General features: G+C 65.8%; 16 protein-coding genes. 8 read left to right on the top strand and 8 right to left on the bottom strand.

The genetic code is table 11. From position 1 onward, the window contains the following. Window positions 1-341: 341 nt before the first annotated feature. The 3 genes from AO716_RS00005 to AO716_RS00015 all read left to right on the top strand — a co-directional run bounded on the left by AO716_RS00005 (window position 342) and on the right by AO716_RS00015 (window position 4,128). Complete coding sequence (locus tag AO716_RS00005) at window positions 342-1,628, top strand: ammonium transporter (RefSeq protein WP_055238922.1); 1,287 nt, start codon at window positions 342-344, stop codon at window positions 1,626-1,628. Between the two features lie 117 nt (window positions 1,629-1,745). Continuing rightward, complete coding sequence (locus AO716_RS00010) at window positions 1,746-2,504, top strand: LamB/YcsF family protein (protein ID WP_055238923.1); 759 nt, start codon at window positions 1,746-1,748, stop codon at window positions 2,502-2,504. Then, the gene (locus AO716_RS00015) at window positions 2,488-4,128 is read left to right on the top strand and encodes a 5-oxoprolinase/urea amidolyase family protein (RefSeq protein WP_055238924.1); all 1,641 of its coding nucleotides are present in this window, start codon (window positions 2,488-2,490) and stop codon (window positions 4,126-4,128) included. Before AO716_RS00010 ends, AO716_RS00015 begins: the two co-directional genes overlap by 17 nt. A gap of 12 nt (window positions 4,129-4,140) precedes the next feature. Here AO716_RS00015 and AO716_RS00020 read toward each other — a convergent pair whose 3' ends face one another. The 4 genes from AO716_RS00020 to AO716_RS00035 form a co-directional block, all read right to left on the bottom strand. Next, complete coding sequence (locus AO716_RS00020; RefSeq protein WP_055238980.1) at window positions 4,141-5,931, bottom strand: thiamine pyrophosphate-requiring protein; 1,791 nt, start codon at window positions 5,929-5,931, stop codon at window positions 4,141-4,143. Window positions 5,932-6,045: 114 nt separating this feature from the next. Further along, window positions 6,046-6,501 (bottom strand): carboxymuconolactone decarboxylase family protein, encoded by a 456-nt coding sequence (locus AO716_RS00025; RefSeq protein ID WP_152969799.1) that lies wholly within the window; start codon window positions 6,499-6,501, stop codon window positions 6,046-6,048. Next, complete coding sequence (locus AO716_RS00030) at window positions 6,498-6,818, bottom strand: GNAT family N-acetyltransferase (protein WP_082413199.1); 321 nt, start codon at window positions 6,816-6,818, stop codon at window positions 6,498-6,500. Before AO716_RS00030 ends, AO716_RS00025 begins: the two co-directional genes overlap by 4 nt. A gap of 14 nt (window positions 6,819-6,832) precedes the next feature. Continuing rightward, window positions 6,833-7,819, bottom strand: coding sequence for a pirin family protein (locus tag AO716_RS00035; RefSeq protein ID WP_055238925.1), 987 nt, complete (start codon window positions 7,817-7,819; stop codon window positions 6,833-6,835). Between the two features lie 165 nt (window positions 7,820-7,984). Here AO716_RS00035 and AO716_RS00040 point away from each other — a divergent pair, with 165 nt between their 5' ends. The 4 genes from AO716_RS00040 to AO716_RS00055 all read left to right on the top strand — a co-directional run bounded on the left by AO716_RS00040 (window position 7,985) and on the right by AO716_RS00055 (window position 11,733). Further along, window positions 7,985-8,521, top strand: a complete 537-nt coding sequence (locus tag AO716_RS00040; protein WP_055238926.1) for a dihydrofolate reductase family protein — start codon at window positions 7,985-7,987, stop codon at window positions 8,519-8,521. A 184-nt stretch (window positions 8,522-8,705) separates the two neighbouring features. Then, the gene (locus AO716_RS00045; protein WP_055238927.1) at window positions 8,706-9,524 is read left to right on the top strand and encodes an alpha/beta fold hydrolase; all 819 of its coding nucleotides are present in this window, start codon (window positions 8,706-8,708) and stop codon (window positions 9,522-9,524) included. Then, window positions 9,521-11,113 (top strand): ATP-binding protein, encoded by a 1,593-nt coding sequence (locus tag AO716_RS00050; RefSeq protein WP_152969800.1) that lies wholly within the window; start codon window positions 9,521-9,523, stop codon window positions 11,111-11,113. Before AO716_RS00045 ends, AO716_RS00050 begins: the two co-directional genes overlap by 4 nt. A gap of 146 nt (window positions 11,114-11,259) precedes the next feature. After that, the gene (locus tag AO716_RS00055; protein WP_055238929.1) at window positions 11,260-11,733 is read left to right on the top strand and encodes a GtrA family protein; all 474 of its coding nucleotides are present in this window, start codon (window positions 11,260-11,262) and stop codon (window positions 11,731-11,733) included. Window positions 11,734-11,735: 2 nt separating this feature from the next. On the opposite strand, the gene AO716_RS00060 is transcribed toward AO716_RS00055, so the two are convergent. From AO716_RS00060 to AO716_RS00075, 4 genes are all read right to left on the bottom strand, one after another. Further along, entirely contained in the window at window positions 11,736-12,572 is an 837-nt protein-coding gene (locus AO716_RS00060) for an SDR family oxidoreductase (RefSeq protein WP_082413200.1), read from the bottom strand. 102 nt (window positions 12,573-12,674) lie between these two features. Next, the gene (locus tag AO716_RS00065) at window positions 12,675-13,397 is read right to left on the bottom strand and encodes an AAA family ATPase (protein ID WP_055238930.1); all 723 of its coding nucleotides are present in this window, start codon (window positions 13,395-13,397) and stop codon (window positions 12,675-12,677) included. Window positions 13,398-13,572: 175 nt separating this feature from the next. Next, window positions 13,573-14,868: an MFS transporter gene (locus AO716_RS00070; protein WP_082413201.1), complete on the bottom strand. Its 1,296-nt coding sequence runs from the start codon at window positions 14,866-14,868 to the stop codon at window positions 13,573-13,575. A 70-nt stretch (window positions 14,869-14,938) separates the two neighbouring features. After that, a complete protein-coding gene (locus tag AO716_RS00075) occupies window positions 14,939-15,307 on the bottom strand; it encodes an L-rhamnose mutarotase (RefSeq protein ID WP_082413202.1) in 369 nt (122 codons plus the stop codon). A 304-nt stretch (window positions 15,308-15,611) separates the two neighbouring features. Here AO716_RS00075 and rhaI point away from each other — a divergent pair, with 304 nt between their 5' ends. Then, entirely contained in the window at window positions 15,612-16,778 is a 1,167-nt protein-coding gene (gene rhaI / locus AO716_RS00080) for an L-rhamnose isomerase (protein WP_055238931.1), read from the top strand. Window positions 16,779-16,831: the final 53 nt, after the last annotated feature.

The raw sequence follows: 16,831 nt of genomic DNA on the forward strand, positions 1-16,831 counted from the left end.
ATGTTCTCTTCGCGATGCTTCGCGACGGAACCCTTTATGAAGACCCGGCGCCTAAGAATCTGCCCTCAGCCGCTTGACCAAAACCATAGAGGCACCCCCCCCCCCACGGGCACCCCACCGGAGCCAACGTCCCTGCAGCGGTTCCTCCCGTGGTGTTCAGCCATTGCCCAGCAGCCTCCCAGCGGCTGTTAACACAGTGCTAACCTGCCGGCGCTCCCGGCTGTAACACAGCGGTTCCTATTCTGGGGTGCGGCCACTTCCTGCGGCCGCACCCCAGTCTCGGTCTCAACAAATCCCGCACCGGCTATACACGCCGGTCCGCACCCGGATTGGAGCCGCTCATGGATTCTGGAAACACGGCCTGGCTGCTGGCCAGCTCAGCACTGGTCTGCCTCATGATTCCCGGTATCGCTTTCTTCTACGGCGGGATGGTCGGATCACGCCGGATCCTCAACATGATGATGATGTGTTTCGGCGGTGCCAGCCTGGTTGCCGTCCTGTGGGTGCTCTTTGGCTACTCCGCTGCCTTCGGCAACTCGCTCACTCCCCTGGGCGTTCTAGGCAACCCGCTGGAGTTCCTTGGCCTGGAAGGACTGCTCACCGAGGACCCCGCAGCTGCGCTGCCCGTTGCGCTTTTCGCTGCTTTCCAGCTCATGTTCGCCTGCGTCACGACGGCGCTGGTCGCCGGGGCCGCGGCAGGCCGGATGAAGTTCGGAGCATGGATGGTCTTCGCAGGACTCTGGGCAGCTCTGGTGTATTTCCCCGTCGCGCATTGGGTCTTCGCGTTCGACAGTGAGGACGGCAGCGTCACCGGCGGATGGATTGCCAACAGCCTCGGCGCCATCGACTTTGCGGGCGGAACAGCAGTCCACATGAATGCCGGCGTCGCTGCCCTGGCACTCGCACTGGTGCTGGGCCGCAGCCGCGGCTGGCCGCACGTCATCAGCCAGCCGCACAACCGTCCGCTGGTGATTCTCGGGGCCAGCCTGCTCTGGGTGGGCTGGTACGGCTTCAACGCCGGATCTGCCCTCAGCGCCGGGCACACCGCCGCGGTGGTCTTCCTCAATACGGCAGTCGCGGCAGCAGCCGGACTGCTGGGATGGGCACTGATGGAGCGGCTGCGGCTGGGCCGCTCCTCCACCCTGGGAGCGGCGTCGGGCCTGATTTCCGGCCTGGTTGCCATTACCCCCGCCTGCGGTGCTGTCAGCCCCCTGGGTGCTGTGGCCATTGGCGCGGTTGCCGGCCTGGTGTGCTCCCTGGCGATCGAGTGGAAGTTCCGCCTGGGCTATGACGACTCCCTCGACGTCGTCGGCGTCCATCTTGTGGGCGGTGTGATCGGCACCCTGCTCATCGGTTTCTTCGCCACCGAAGCCGCACCCAACGGCGTCAGCGGACTCTTCTACGGCGGCGGCTGGTCCCTGCTGGGAATCCAGTCCGTGGCAACAGTGGCCGTGCTCGCGTACTCCTTCGTTCTCACCTGGGCCATTGCCAAGGTGCTGGATCTGGTGATGGGCCTGCGGGTGCCGGAGGAACACGAGGTCCAGGGCATCGATCTGGCGGCGCATTCGGAGTCCGCGTACTTCAACGATGAGGAGCCCGCGCAGCTCGGGGCACCTGCCCGCCCGTAGGTACCCGCCCCCTGGCAGGCGGCGTCCCGTGTCCGGGGCGCCGCCTGCTGACATGTGTTGAACATGACGCGCGAAAACGCGAAGCTGGGAGCCCGGAGATCTGACGGAAGGACGGCCATGGCCACGATCGACCTCAATGCCGACGTCGGCGAGTCGTTCGGCCTCTGGTCGCTGGGAGACGACGCCGCGATGATCGGCGCTGTCTCCAGCGTCAACGTAGCGTGCGGTTTTCATGCGGGCGATGCGGGCACCATGTATGCCGCCTGCCTGGCAGCGGCGCAGGCCGGAACCGCCGTGGGCGCCCATCCCGGATACCGGGACCTCTCCGGTTTTGGCCGGCGGGCCCTGGACGTGGATCCGGATGAGCTTACCGGCGAGGTGATCTACCAGATTGGTGCCCTGCAGTCCCTGGCGCAGGCCGCCGGCACCCGGGTGAGCTATGTGAAACCGCACGGCGCGCTGTACAACCGGATTGCCGTCGATCCCCTTCAGGCGCAGGCAGTGGTCGACGCAGTCTGCGCAGTGGACCCGGGACTGCCGCTGGTGGTGCTGCCCGGCTCTGTCGTGGAACGGCTCGCTGCCCAGGCGGGACTGCGGTCCATCGCCGAGGTATTCGCGGACCGTGCCTACAATCCTGACGGTTCGCTGGTTTCCCGCACACAGCCCGGAGCCGTGCTGACCGACCTCGCCGAGATCACCGAGCACGTGCTGCGGCTGGCAGTGGACGGCAAGATCCAGACCGCTGACGGCACCGTGATTGACGTTGCGGCGGAGAGCATCTGCGTGCACGGGGACACCCCGGGCGCAGTGGCAATGGGACAGGCTGTGCGCGGGGCCCTTGAATCCAACGGCGTCACCGTTGCAAGCTTCATCTAATCCCGGCACCGCGCCCCGGTTCGCTTCCGGAACCGGGCTCCATGTCCGCGCCGTCGGTGAGCGGGCACTGCTGCTGGAGACGTCCGGGACCGCGGAGGCCTCAGCCCTGCATTCCCTGCTCACCAGCAGCCCGCTGCCCGGCCAGATAGAGGCCGTCCCGGCTGCCCGGACGGTGCTGGTCAGGTTTGCAACCCGCACCGAGACCCGCGAAGCAGCTGCCCGGGCCGGGCAGCTGGCAGGGGAAGCCCTTCCTGGCGAAGCTCAGGAGCCCCGGATGGTGGAGCTGGAAACGGTATATGACGGCGAAGACCTGGAAGAAGTCGTCCGGCTTTCCGGCCTGGGCTCAGTCCAGGCCGTCATTGAGGCACATACGGCAGCACACTGGACTGCCTCGTTCAGCGGATTCGCACCGGGATTCGCCTACCTCACCGGCGGAGACCCGCGCCTGCAGGTTCCCCGCCGGTCCGAGCCGCGCACGGCAGTTCCGGCAGGCTCGGTAGCACTCGCCGGTGAATACACGGCAGCCTATCCAGGGGTCTCACCGGGCGGCTGGCAGCTGATCGGCCGGACTTCCGCCCCGCTCTGGGACCTGGAACGGGAGTTCCCCGCACTGATCGCGCCCGGCATGCGGGTGCGCTTTGTCCCGGCGCGGGGGCGGGCCGAGCTGTCCGCCCGTTCTCCCCGCGACCGGGGGCAGGGCACCGACCTGGCCCGGATTGACCCTGACCCCGGGCCGCAGGCCCGGCCGGACGCCGTGGTTCTGGAGACTGGGCTGCTGGTCACGGTGCAGGACCTGGGGCGCCCGGGCCACAGCCATGTTGGAGTCGGCCGCTCCGGGGCCGCGGACCGTTCAGCACTGGCCCGGGCCAACCGGCTGGCAGGCAACACCCCGGACGCCGCGGGTTTGGAGGTGCTTTTCGGTGGGCTGCGCCTGCGGGCGGAACAGGATCTGGTGCTGGCCGTGACCGGCGCTTCCGCTGGGCTGACAGTTCAGGATGCCAGTGGACCAAACGCCGGCATGCTTCCTGACCGGCCGTTCCTGCTGCGTGCCGGCAGCGAACTGGAACTGGGTATACCCGTAGCCGGACTGCGGACGTACATCGCATTCCGCGGCGGACTGGAGATTCCAGCCGTGCTGGGCAGCCGATCCACGGACACATTGGCCGGCCTCGGCCCCGAACCGGTGGCACCGGGGACCGCGCTCACCATTGGCGCTGAACCGGGAAGCGCCGTCGGGCATCCCGAAGTGCCGCCGCCGCTGCCGGGCGGGTTCGCCGAACTGCGGTACGTCCCGGGGCCCAGGCAGGACTGGTTCGGGCCGGACGGCACGAGTGCGTTCGAGTCCCGCGACTGGACCGTCGGCGGGCAGTCCAACCGGGTTGGAATCCGGTTCGAAGGCAGCCCCCTGCCCTGCCTGCGCAGCGGGGAGCTGGCCAGTGAGGCGGTGCTTCCCGGCTCGGTGCAGGTACCGCCGTCAGGACAGCCAATCCTCTTCCTCGCCGACGCGCCTGTGACCGGCGGGTATCCGGTGATCGGTGTCGTGCTGGAGGCGGACCTGGATCTGGCTGCCCAGCTGCGTCCGGGCACTGCCGTGCGCTTCGTCCCCGTAACGCTTCCGGCCTAAACCGCCACGAGGCTAGGAGATGGAGAGGTTTTCCTCCTGGCGCAGGTACGTCTCCAGCAGCTCCCGGGCATGGGCAGTATCCGGCCCTTCCTTGACCAGCGCATCCATCATGTCCTTGCCTTTCTGGCGCCCTGCTTCGAACGGCGGCAGCAGCGGAACATCCGGATCGGAGATCACCTCGATCACCACGGGCCGGTCGGCATCCAGTGCGGCATCCCAGGCGGGCGCGATCTGGGAGGGATCTTCGACCCTGATCCCCTGCAGCCCGAGCAGCTCGGCATACCGGGCATAGGAGAAGTCCGGCAGCGCCTGGCTCTGTTCGAACCGCGGATCGCCCTCCATCTCCCGCTGTTCCCATGTGACTTCCGCAAGTTCGCCGTTATTCAGCACCATGAGCACAAAGCGGGGGTCCGCCCAGCGCGGCCAGAGCCGGCTGACGGTGATGAGCTCGGACAGGCCCGCCATTTGCATGGCCCCGTCACCGGAGAGCGCCACCACCGCACGGGCGGGATCGGACAGCTTCGCGGCCAGCCCGTAGGGAATGGAACAGCCCATGCTCGCCAGTGTGCTGGAGAGATGTGCGGGAACGCCGGCTGGAAGCCGCAGCTGGCGGGCGTACCAGTAGACAACGCTGCCGACGTCAACGGCCACCTGGGCATTCTCCGGGAGGCGGCCGCTGAGTTCACGTACAGCCAGTTCCGGATTGACCGGACGGGCCGGGGTGGCGGCACGTTCCGCCGCAAGCCGGTGCCAGTTCTGCACTGCTTCTTCCACCCGGCTGCGCCAGGGCGAATCAGTGCGCGGCTTCACCAGCAGGTCCAGGGCTTCAAGCGCGGCAGCGGCATCCCCGGTGACGGCCACGTCCACCGGGTAGCGATTGCCAATAGCAGCCGCGTCCACGTCGATCTGCACGGCCCGGGCGGCTCCGGGCGGCGGATAAAACTCAGTCCACGGGTCGTTTGAGCCGATGATCACCAGGGTGTCGCACTCCCCCAGCACCGTTCCGCTGGCACTGGTTCCCAGATGGCCCATCACCCCGGCTGCCAGCGGATGGGATTCATCCACGTACGGCTTGCCCATCAACGAGGTGGTGATTCCCGCACCGATCTTCTGCGCCAGCGCCTCGACCTGCCGGCCTGCCCCGCGGGCGCCCTGGCCGACCAGGAAGGCAACCCGTTCGCCGGCGTTGATCACTTCCGCGGCGGCTTCAAGATCAGCCAGTGCGGGCACCACGTTTGGCGGGCTCCACACCGGCGCGCTGGTGACGATCCCGTGTTCCTGCTCAAGTTCCGGGGCGGGCGCCTGCTGGACATCGTGGGGAATGATGACGACGGCGGGTGCCCGGTCCGCGAGCGCAGCCTTGAACGCGCGGTCAAGCACCAGCGGCACCTGCTCCGGGCTGTTGACCTGCTGCCGGAAGGAGGATGCGACGTCGCGGGTGAGGTTCAGCAGGTCGATTTCCTGCATGTACGCGGAGCCCAGCACACTGCGGGACTGCTGCCCGATGATCGCCACCACCGGGACGCTGTCCATCTTCGCGTCGTAAAGGCCGTTGAGCAGGTGCACCGCGCCGGGACCCTGGGTAGAGAGCATAACGCCGGGCTGTCCGGTGTACTTTGCGTGCCCCACAGCCATAAAGGCGGCGTTCTCCTCATGCCGGGCCTGGACAAATTCCGGCGACCCGGAGCGGCGCAGGGCGCCCAGCACCGTGTTGATGCCGTCGCCGCTGTAACCAAAAATCCGGTCCACGCCCCAGGCCTGAAGCCTGTCCACGATCACATCCGCTACGAGCCGTTCTCCCATGGAAGTTCCTCCGTTCGTCAGCATGCTTACGGTATGGCTGCCACTATTCCATGGCAGGCAGTCCGGAGGAAAGCTGGTCGACTGGGCAGGATGCCGGCGCCGCAGCCGCGAAGGTCAGCGGGGCTTGACCGGGTGGCCGCTGATGATCGAGACCCGGTTGAAAGCATTCATGGCCACCGCTGCCCAGCTCAGCACGGAAAACTGCTCCGGGCTCAGCTGTCCACGGTATTTGGCAAAGAGCTCCTGGCGGACCTCGTCTGAGGGCAGGTGGGTCAGCGCTTCAGCAAGGCCCAGGGCGGCCCGCTCCGTGTCGTCGAACAGGTCAGTGTCCCGCCAGGCCGGCAGTACGGACAGCCGCTGGTCGCTCTCGCCGGCCTCCCGGGCCTGGCGGGTGTGCAGGTCGAGGCAGAAGGCACAGCCGTTGAGCTGGGAAACGCGCAGGTTGACGAGTTCCATGATGATCCGGCCCAGCCCCGCTTCCTCCGCAGCGCTGCGGATAGCCGCTGCCGTAGCTCCAAGCGCCTGGTAAACCGGCCGGTTCTGCTTGTCGATAAAGACCCTGCCACTCAACGTGCTGACTCCCCATTCTTGGTTTTCGCGGTCTGGGGCCAGTCCACGAATCCGGTGTATTCCGGATGCTTTGTGAGCCAGCGGGCGATGTAGGGGCAATACGGGACCAGCCGCAGGTCGGCGTCGCGCACGTCTTCGACGGCGAAGCGGGCAAGTTCCGAAGCCACCCCCTGCCCCGCGTAGGCATCGGAGACCTCTGTGTGGGTAAACGCCCGGCTCCCCGGGCGGTCACGGTAGGCAGCGAATCCGGCTACCGTGCCGTCGCCCTCGTCAATCGCTTCATAGCGCTGCTTCGCGGGGTTGTGCTGGATTTTCATCAGGCGGCCTTTCTTTAGCTGCGCGGGCGCAGACGGGCGTTGGGCAGGTCAGGTGCAGGCAGCGGCGGCAGCGGATCGTTGGGCACCACTGCGAAACGGTCCGCAGGATCCGCACCGGGATGGGATTCGGCACCAATGTGCTGCTGCCAATCCCGGCGGTACTGCACTATTTCCTCGTGGCTGCGGCCGATGAAGTTCCACCACATGACGATCGTTTCGCCCAGTGGCTCCCCTCCGATGAGCACGGCACGGACTGCAGCATCTGCAGACGCACTAATCCGCAGCGTCGTATTTCCGGTCGGCACGTACGCCAGCTCGCCGGGCACAACACCGGTGCCCTGAAAGTGCAGCTCCCCGGTGTCCGCGAGGAGCCCGTACTCGAAACGGGGATCGGCGTCGAGTTCCAGCACGGCTCCCGGTTCCAGACAGATTTCTGCGCCGAGGATGGGCGAATGGACGCGCACCGGGGACGCCGAGCCCGCCAGTTCCCCAAGGAACACGCGCAAATCCCAGCCCCCGCCACGGACGGGCTCGGGCGCGTAGTGCTCAAAGCGGGGATCGGTGTGGCGGGAGGTTTCCGGCAGGGCCAGCCAGAGCTGAACGCCGTGCAGGGTGGCGGTTTGCGGCGTGGAGACCTCGGAGTGGGCAATGCCGCGCCCGGCCGTCATGAGGTTGACTTCCCCGGGGCGAACCATGGCGTGTGCGCCGGAGCTGTCCCTGTGCTCAATTTCGCCCGCGAAGAGCCAGCTGACGGTCTGCAGGCCGGTGTGCGGGTGGGGCGGGACCACCATGCCCCCGGTGCGGGTGACGGCGTCGGGACCGTAATGGTCCACGAAGCACCAGGCGCCGATCAGGCTGCGGCTCCGCTGGGGAAGGGTACGGCGCACCGGCATGGCGCGGGGCCCGCCGAGCGGCACATCCCGGGGCGTATGGATTTCAACGTCGGCGGCGGGCGTACTGGCACACTCGACCTCCAGCGGCGCAGTCTCGATGTTGCTCATGCCATTCCCCTCACACAATGTGTTGCAGCTTCTCCGATGATATATGCATATGCATATAAATGACAGGCATCCGTCCGGAGCGCTGGACGGGCAGTTTACGCCCTCACGGCGTGGAGGAGGGGAAGGAGCCTAACCCCCGGCGCGCCCCGGCGCTATTCTCGATCCATGCCTAAGGTCATCTACTACGTCGCATCGTCACTGGATGGCTTCATCGCCACCGAAGACAACAGCCTGGATTGGCTCCTAAGCTTCGGTTTCGCGTCTTTCCAGGACCACTACGACAGCTTTATCGCGGGCATTGGGGCAATCATCATGGGTGCCGAAACCTATGAGTGGATCCGCCGTGAGCAGCCCGGGACCTGGGACTACGGGGAACTCCCCTGCCTGGTGCTGACGCACCGGGAGCTTCAGGCCCCGCCAGGCTCCGGCGTCCGGTTTGTCAGCGGAGACCCGGAGCCAATCCTGGAGGAGGCCATGCTGCACGCCGGAGGCAGGAACGTGTGGGTTGTGGGCGGAGGCGACGTAGCAGCGCAGTTCGCAGATGCCGGACTGCTGGACGAGCTGTGGATCACCTACATGCCCGTGGCGCTGGGAACCGGGCGTCCCCTCCTTCCCGTCCGGAACCCAATCAGCGGAATGCATCTGGTGGGCACCACCTCCTTCAACGGCGGCGCCGCGGAGCTCCGGTTCGCACGGGGGTGAGGGCCGGCGGGGATGCCAGACACCGCTCAGGGCGGAGATTCCCGGCAAATGCACCTGCCGGTCATCCTGCCTGATCAGCGCGCCGTGTCGTTTCTCAGGATTCACCAGAGTGCGCTTGCGGAACGGTAAAGTTCACTCCAGCATCTCCTCCCCCACTCCGCACCCAACCGAAGGCCGCCGTTCCATGACGACTGACGTTACCGCCCGCAATAACGTCCAGGTCCTTGGCAACAGCGAAGGACCGGTTGTCATGTTCGGACACGGCTTCGGCTGCGACCAGGGAATGTGGCGCAGGGTCCTTCCTTACTTCACGGCGGATTACCGGGTGGTGCTTTTCGACCATGTGGGGGCCGGCGGTTCCGATAAGGGAGCGTACAACCCGGCCAAGTACTCCTCCCTCGAGGGATATGTGGAGGACCTCCTGGAGATTTGCGCCGAACTGGATCTGAGGGAAGTCACATTCGTTGGGCACAGCGTCAGCGCCATGATGGCCGTTGCAGCCGGCGCGGCCGATCCTGCAAGGTTCGCAAACCTGGTCCTGCTCGCGTCATCACCGAGTTATATGGACCGTCCGGAGGATGGTTACAGGGGAGGCTTCACCTCAGCGGACATCGACGAGCTGCTCACTTCCCTGGATGCGAACTATATTGTGTGGGCCGCTGCCATGGCCCCCATGATCATGGGCAATCCCGGCAGCCCGGAACTCCACAATGAGCTTGAAGGCAGCTTCTGCCGCCTTGACCCCGCGGTGGCCCGGGACTTTGCCCGGGTCTCGTTCTGTTCCGATGTCCGCGGACAGCTGCCGGAAGTCAAAGTCCGCTCGCTCATCCTGCAGTGTTCCCAGGATCTGCTGGCGCCGCCTCATATCGGCGTCTACACCCGTGACCTCATGCCGGAGGCGACGTTGGTGCAGCTGCACGCCACCGGCCATCTTCCGCACGTCAGCGCACCCGCAGAAACCGCGACAGCGATTCTCGCCTTCCTCGCCGGGACACCGCTGTGACGGATGGAACCGGCACGGAGCTGCCTCAGCCTGCCATGGACCTGGATTACCGGGAGCTTTTCCATGGCTCCCCCTCCGGGTATCTGGTGACCCTGGATGACGGCACCATCGTCGAAGCAAACGCCACGTTCGCCAACTGGATCGGCCACCCACGTGAGGAGCTGGTGGGCACCAGCCTGCTGTCCCTGCTTCCGGTGGGCGACCGGATCGTCTATTCAACGCATGCGTTGCCCCAGTTGGGCGTTGGGCGGTCCTTCGCCGAGCTTGCGGTCGACTTTGTCAGCGCGGACGGCACCCGCCTGCCGGCGCTCATCTCCGCCACCCGCCACCCTGCCGAAGGCTCCAGGCCTGCGGTGGACCGCGTCGTCGTCTTCAACGCACACGAACGGCGCCTGTACGAACGTGAACTTGTCACGGCACTGCGTGCTGCCGAACGGGCAGAATCGGCCCGTGCAAGCGCGGAGGCGGACGTACTGGAGAAGCAGCGTGCCCTGCGGGAGAAGGACCGTGTGCTGCAGGAAAGCCTGGCTGAAAGCCGCAGGAAGGAATCGCTCCTGCAGACGGTGCTGGACACCGTTGAGGTTGGCGTTTCCGTGGTGGATGAAGAGGGAAACACCATCCTCACCAACTCCCGGCAGCGTTTCATCCACCGCCGCGCCCTCCCTCCGGGCACGACGGAAGCGAACGAGTGCGAGCTGCTCATTTTCGGCCCGGACCGAACGACGCCCCTTCCTGCGGAGATGCGTCCCGTCCGCCGTACTGTCCTGGGCCAGTCCTTCTCCGACTATCTGGTCTGGTTTGGAACCGGAGAGCAGCAGCGGGCGTTCAGCGTGACCGCGCGGTCCGTGCAGCGCCAGGGCGGTTTCCAGGGGTCCGTCCTGGCCTTCAGCGACGTCACTGGACTGGTAAACGCAGTCGCGGCCAAGGAGGACTTCGTTGCCAATGTTTCGCATGAGCTGCGCACCCCGCTGACGTCCATCATGGGTTACCTGGACCTGGCGCTGGAAGAAGAAGACAAGATGCCCGCCTACGTCGCGACGTCCCTGCGCGTCGCACAGCGTAACTCGGAGAAACTCCTGGAGCTGGTCTCCGACCTGCTGTCCGCCGCCGCCGGCCCCAGCAGCATCGAACGGGCGCCGGCCGACCTAGCGGAACTGCTCCGCAGTGCCCTCACCTCTGCGGCACCCCAGGCAGAGATCAGCAAGGTCCAGCTTGTTGCGGACTTCCCCGGGAGCCTGCCCGCGGTGCTGGATCCGCAGCGGGTAGGGCAGGTCATCGACAATTTGCTGTCCAACGCGGTCAAGTACTCCCCCGACGGCGGCCGGGTCACCGTGCGGGCGTGGGACAGCGCCGACACCGTGGAGTTCGAGGTCGCCGACACCGGGATCGGCATGACCGAAGCGGAGCAGTCCGAGGTCTTCACCAAGTTCTTCCGGTCGGGCACCAGCCGCAAGGCAGCCATTCCGGGGGTCGGCCTGGGCCTGGTCATCAGCAAGAACATCGTTGATGCCCACGGCGGCACAATCACCCTCAGCAGCGAGGCGGGAAAGGGCACCGTTTTCCGCGTCCGGCTCCCCAAGCTCGCGTAATCGGGGCGGAGCGGCGATTTTGTACCGTTTTGGTCCATGTGAAAACATGAAGAAAGAGCCAATTTCCGTGGTTCTTAGGCCTGCCGCCGATGCGCAGGCAACCGCGACGCAGCCCCTCCCGGGCCGCACAGAGAACTGGTAGCAGCATGGACGGCATCTCTACTGCCCGGAGGGTACTCCGGAGGCTGGGTTCGTTCTCCTTTGTGGGGACCGTGGCCTTTTTGGTGGACATCGGCCTGTTCAACCTGCTGGTCTCCACGGTGCTGGACGACAATCCCATTTCCGCCAAGATCGTCTCCGTCGTTGTGGCCACCACGATCTCCTGGCTGGGCAGCCGCTACCTCACCTTCCGCAGGACCCGCGGCCGGAGCGTGCGTTCGGAGACCATCCTCTTCGCGCTGACGAACCTGATCGGGCTGGGCATCGCCACCGGCTGCCTGTTCGTCTCCCACTACGTCCTCGGATTCACCAGCCAGTTCGCCGACAACATCTCCGGCAACGTCATCGGTGTCCTGCTCGGCAACGTCTTCCGTTACTTCGCCTACCGGTACATCGTGTTCACGGAGCCGAGGGGCAGCGTGGGCAGCCCCGCGCGCGAAGACGCAGAACTGCCCCGCTAACCTCACATGGCAGGCGGTTCCGGCGACCCCGGGGCCTGGCTTGGCATGGACGGCCCCGGAGGCGACGACGGCGCCTGGCCCGGTTCAGAGCTCAGCACTGTCACCTCGTACCGTGCCAGCCCGGCGGTCTCTCCGCCGTCGGCCACGAACTCGGCGCCCGTGGAGAAGCTGGATTCATCGCTGGCGAGGAACAGGACCAGGTTCGCGATTTCTTCCGGCTCGCCCCTGCGGTGCAGCGCCACATGTTCCTGCCCGCCTTCCAGTCCCTCTGTCATGGGTGTACGGATGGCACCCGGGTGCACTGAATTGACCCGGATTCCGTAGGGACCGAGATCAATCGCAACAGACTTAGTCAGCCCGCGCACCCCGTATTTGGCGGCTGTGTATCCCGGCAGGTCCTTGTACCCCTGCAGCCCGGCTGTGGAGGAAATGTTGATGATGGATGCCCCCGCGGAGCGCTTCATTGGTTCCACCACGGCCTTGATGCCCAGGAATACGCCGGTGAGGTTGATTCCGATGATCGTGTTCCACTGCTCCAGCGTGTAGTCCTCGATGCTGCCGAAATTCGCTATGCCGGCGTTGTTCACCAGAACGTCAAGGCCACCAAACCGCTCTTCCGCTTTCCGGACGGCCGCCGCCCAGTCGTCGGGGCTGGTGACATCCAGGTGGACGAAAGCCGTTGCCGCACCCAGGGAATCAGCAAGCGCCCGGCCCTCGTCGTCGAGCACGTCTCCGATGACCACCTGTGCACCCTCCTCCACCAGCCGGCGCACCACGGCCGCCCCGATGCCCCGCGAACCCCCGCTGACCAAGACCGTCTTGCCGCTGACCCGTCCCATGGAACCTCCTTGAATTCCGGCCGCAGGGGCGTCGGTACCCCTGGCAACTGCCGTATGGCACATCCAACTACCCTGTGCCCTGGAAGTCACGAAACTGCCGGCTCAGAGGTGGCGGAGGAACCTCTCCGGTGAACTCAGGAAGGACCGCCAGCTCTCCACCAGGTCAAGATCCTCCCAGGTCCGCCGCCGCAGCCCCCAGGTGCCCACTTCCAGGATCTCTGCCCCGGGCAGCGCTGCCAGCAGCGGTGAGTGGGTGGACATGATGACCTGTGACCGGCCGTCGGCAAGCAGCCCCTTCAGCACCGAGAGAAGCCTGAGGCAGCCGGAGAAGGAGAGCGCCGATTCAGGCTCGTCCAGTACCCACAGCCCGCGTCCCCGAAAACGGTCGGCAGCCAGCTCCAGGAACGACTCTCCGTGGGACATTTCGTGGAAGGGGATGTCTGGCCGGTCCATGCGGGGATTCTCTTCGAGATACGTATAGAAGCCATGCATCGTTTCGGCCCTCAGGAAGTACCCCCTTCGGGTGGTGCCGACGTTCCGAATCAGCGTCAGGTGGTCCGCCAGGACAGATTCCGTGGCCCGCGTGGAGTGCCGCGCGCCGGTCGACCCGCCTTCTGCTGACAGTCCGTAGGCAAGGGCAATGGCCTCCACAAGTGTTGACTTCCCTGACCCGTTTTCGCCCACGAGGATGGTTGCAGGCCCCAAGTCGAGGCCGCGGTCCAGGACCTGGGCCACAGGCGGCAGCACTGCCGGCCAGGTACTGCGCTCCAGAGGGTGGGCGGGGTCTTCCTCCAGTCGGCGGACCGGGAATCTGTGCATGGCCATGCGCCCCATTGTTACAGCACGCATGGAGCCGGCAGGCGCCGGGACCGGATACCGGATGGACGCTGCCTCGGGTTCCGCCCGGAAACCCGCTGAACTGCCTGCAGCAGCACAAAGGCCCCCTGCCCGGTCCGGCGTGTAACCGGTACCGGGCCGGAGGCCCTTAGCTTTTCTGTGCCTAGACTGACTGCTTGGCGGTGTCCGGAGCGTTGCCGTAACGCTCCGCCTCGATGTCTTCCAGGGTCCGGCCGCGGGTGTTCGGGGCCCACAGGACGCCGATCACCATGGCTGCCACGAGTGCACCGATCATGATCATGCCAACGAACGGCACGCCCTGTTCGGCCAGCAGAGTGGGGAACCAGTAGCTGAGCACGCCGACGACGATGCGTGCAACGAAGAACAGCATGCCCTGAGCGCTGGCGCGCAGCCGGGTGGGGAACATTTCTGCGGCCCAGAGAGCGTAGAAGGCCTGGGCGCCGATGCCTGCGGAGATACCCCAGAGGGCGGCGAACAGGATCAGCACCGGCATAGTGACGTGCGCGAAGACCAGCAGCAGCCAGGCAATGATGCCCAGCACGGCTCCGATGCCATAGAGCTTGCGGCGGTCAACCCGGTCGCCGTACTTCATGAAGCCGAAGTAGGTGGCTACCACGGTGAGGGTCCACAGGAGTACCTGCAGCAGGTTCTGCTGGGTGGCGGATTCGACGCCCGCGGTCTCGTAGACGCGCGGCATGAAGATGCCCATCTGGCCGGCAACCAGGTTCCAGAGCGCGTAGACGCCGGTCAGGAACAGCAGGGCCTTGAGGTTGGTGGCGTTGGTGAGCAGTTCACGGTAGTTCCGGCGCTTGATTCCGCCGGCTTCGGCCGTGCGGCGCTCTTCGTCGGACTTCTTCCAGGTGACAGATTCCGAAAGGCCCCGGCGAATCCACCAGGTGACAAAGGCGACCACAAAGAGGTGGGCAAAGATGATTCGGCTGCCCGTCAGGCCAAGCGGCACCACGATGGTGGCGAACAGGAACACCAGTGCCGGGCCAAGCGACCAGGCCAGCTGGGCGGTGCCCACGTGCTTTGCGCGGTGTTCGGCAGGAGCTTCCTCGGCGATGTAGGTCCAGGCCACCGGTACACCGGCGCCCACGGCGATGCCGGTCAGGATGACGCCGGCAATGAGCATCCAGGGAGCCACGGCGAAAATGACCAGCAGTGTACCGAGCATGTAAAGGATGAGGTCATAGGTGTAGATGAACTTCCGGCCGTACCGGTCACCCAGCGGTCCGCCGATGAGTGCGCCAATGGCCGCACCGAACGCGTTCGCGCTCAGGGCCGCGACGAGTCCCACCAGCAGGTTGCTGAACCCGAAATACTCCTGCCACAGGGACAGGCTGGTGGCCAGTGCGATGATCGAACCGGCCTCGATGTAGTTGGACATGGACACGGCGATGGTGGCTTTCCATCCGCCGAGCTTCGTGGTGCTCATGGCGAGCCTTTCTGCAACAGTGAAGAAGGTGCTGTGAAGCGGGCACGGCTGTGCCCCGGATAAAACTGGGTTAGGAGAGGTGGAAGTACTGCGTCAGCGCCTGCGCCGAGGTACCTTCCACGAAGTACTGGGCCATCTCGGCCTGCCACCGGGTATTGACGGGATGCGCGTCCATGAGCTTTTGGGTGGCTTCGGCGTCTTCCGCCTCAAAGTAGCCCACAACCAGGCCGTCTTCCGGGCGAAGGAACAGCGAGTAGTTCCGCCATCCGGTCTCGCGCAGCGCGTCCAGCATTTCCGGCCAGACCCGCTGGTGGACCTCGACGTACTCGGCGAGCCGCTCCGGGCGGATGTGCAGCAGGAAACAGCCGCGCGTGCTGGTGACCCCGGCAGGAAGCTGAACCAGCTCCTGCAGCTCGGCCGTGGCTAGGGGAGAGCCCATGCATCACTCCTTCGTAATGTGGCGGGTCCGGGAGGACTTCGCACCAGTGGCGGCAGCAGGGGTGGCCACCCCGGGAGGATGTGCCTGCCGAGCGGATCCTGTGAGGGACCTCTCATGCACTGCCGGACTCATAGTACCCAAAAATTGAGACGTTTCAAGAAGTCGTTACTCCCGCTGCCACTGTTCTTTACAGGGACCACGTTTGACCTTCCCAGCATGAACGGCATACTTTGATGAAACGATTCAATGCGGTGCCCAGCATGACCCGGTGCCGCCCGCCGGCTACCACAGAGAAGTGACGCACATGCCTGTATTCGACGACATCGCCCCCCAGCTGGCCGCACAGGCCATCGAACTCCCGTCCTGGGCCTTCGGCAACTCCGGAACCCGCTTCAAGGTCTTCTCGACGCCGGGAACTCCGCGTACGGTGCAGGAAAAAATCGCCGACGCCGCCCAGGTTCACCGCTTCACCGGGCTGGCACCGGCCGTCGCGCTTCACATCCCGTGGGACAAGGTGGACGACTATGCCGCCCTCGCCCGCTACGCAGCAGACCAGGGCGTATCACTGGGCACCATCAACTCCAACACCTTCCAGGACGAGGAATACAAGTTCGGCTCCCTCACCCACGCTGATCCGGGGGTACGCCGCAAAGCGATCGACCACCACCTGGAGTGCCTGGAGATCATGAACGCCACCGGGTCCAGGGACCTGAAGATCTGGCTTGCAGACGGCACCAACTACGCCGGGCAGCAGGACATGCGCGGACGCCAGGACCGCCTGGCCGAATCCCTGGCGGAGATCTACTCCAACCTGGGTTCCGAGCAGCGGCTGGTGCTGGAGTACAAGTTCTTCGAACCGGCTTTCTACCACACCGACGTGCCGGACTGGGGCACGGCGTACACCCAGGTCGCCGCGCTGGGCGACCAGGCCAAGGTCTGCCTGGACACCGGCCACCACGCACCGGGCACCAACATTGAGTTCATCGTGATGCAGCTGCTGCGCCTGGGCAAGCTGGGCTCCTTCGACTTCAACTCCCGCAACTACGCCGACGACGACCTGATTGTCGGAGCCGCAGACCCGTTCCAGCTCTTCCGGATCATGGTCGAGGTGGTGCGCGGCGGCGGGCTCAACCCGGAAAACGGCGTGGCCTTCATGCTTGACCAGTGCCACAACATCGAAGACAAGATCCCGGGCCAGATCCGCTCGGTGCTCAATGTCCAGGAAATGACGGCCCGCGCCCTGCTGATCGACGGCGAAGCACTGGCCGCCGCGCAGGCGGCGGGGGATGTCCTCGGGGCCCACGAAGTCCTCATGGACGCGTTCTACACCGACGTCCGCCCGCAGCTGGCTGCCTGGCGCGAATCCCGCGGCCTGCCGGCCAATCCGATGGCAGCCTACGCAGCATCCGGGTACCAGCAGCGCATCGCTGAAGAGCGCGTTGGCGGAACCCAGGCTTCCTGGGGCTCCTAAGCCGCCCGCGCCGTCCCGCTCCCAACGAATTCCACCCACTCCACGAGGAGACT

It is taken from the genome of Arthrobacter sp. Edens01 (genome assembly GCF_001307035.1).
In the GTDB taxonomy this organism is placed as follows: domain Bacteria; phylum Actinomycetota; class Actinomycetes; order Actinomycetales; family Micrococcaceae; genus Arthrobacter_B.

Bases quoted from the DNA above. Each gene is read 5' to 3' on its own strand.
- AO716_RS00005 (WP_055238922.1), top strand. From the start codon at position 342: ATGGATTCTGGAAACACGGCCTGGCTGCTGGCCAGCTCAGCACTGGTC.
- AO716_RS00010 (WP_055238923.1), top strand. From the start codon at position 1,746: ATGGCCACGATCGACCTCAATGCCGACGTCGGCGAGTCGTTCGGCCTC.
- AO716_RS00020 (WP_055238980.1), bottom strand. From the start codon at position 5,931: ATGGGAGAACGGCTCGTAGCGGATGTGATCGTGGACAGGCTTCAGGCC.
- AO716_RS00030 (WP_082413199.1), bottom strand. From the start codon at position 6,818: ATGAAAATCCAGCACAACCCCGCGAAGCAGCGCTATGAAGCGATTGAC.
- AO716_RS00035 (WP_055238925.1), bottom strand. From the start codon at position 7,819: ATGAGCAACATCGAGACTGCGCCGCTGGAGGTCGAGTGTGCCAGTACG.
- AO716_RS00040 (WP_055238926.1), top strand. From the start codon at position 7,985: ATGCCTAAGGTCATCTACTACGTCGCATCGTCACTGGATGGCTTCATC.
- AO716_RS00045 (WP_055238927.1), top strand. From the start codon at position 8,706: ATGACGACTGACGTTACCGCCCGCAATAACGTCCAGGTCCTTGGCAAC.
- AO716_RS00055 (WP_055238929.1), top strand. From the start codon at position 11,260: ATGGACGGCATCTCTACTGCCCGGAGGGTACTCCGGAGGCTGGGTTCG.
- AO716_RS00060 (WP_082413200.1), bottom strand. From the start codon at position 12,572: ATGGGACGGGTCAGCGGCAAGACGGTCTTGGTCAGCGGGGGTTCGCGG.
- AO716_RS00065 (WP_055238930.1), bottom strand. From the start codon at position 13,397: ATGGCCATGCACAGATTCCCGGTCCGCCGACTGGAGGAAGACCCCGCC.
- AO716_RS00070 (WP_082413201.1), bottom strand. From the start codon at position 14,868: ATGAGCACCACGAAGCTCGGCGGATGGAAAGCCACCATCGCCGTGTCC.
- AO716_RS00075 (WP_082413202.1), bottom strand. From the start codon at position 15,307: ATGGGCTCTCCCCTAGCCACGGCCGAGCTGCAGGAGCTGGTTCAGCTT.
- rhaI (WP_055238931.1), top strand. From the start codon at position 15,612: ATGCCTGTATTCGACGACATCGCCCCCCAGCTGGCCGCACAGGCCATC.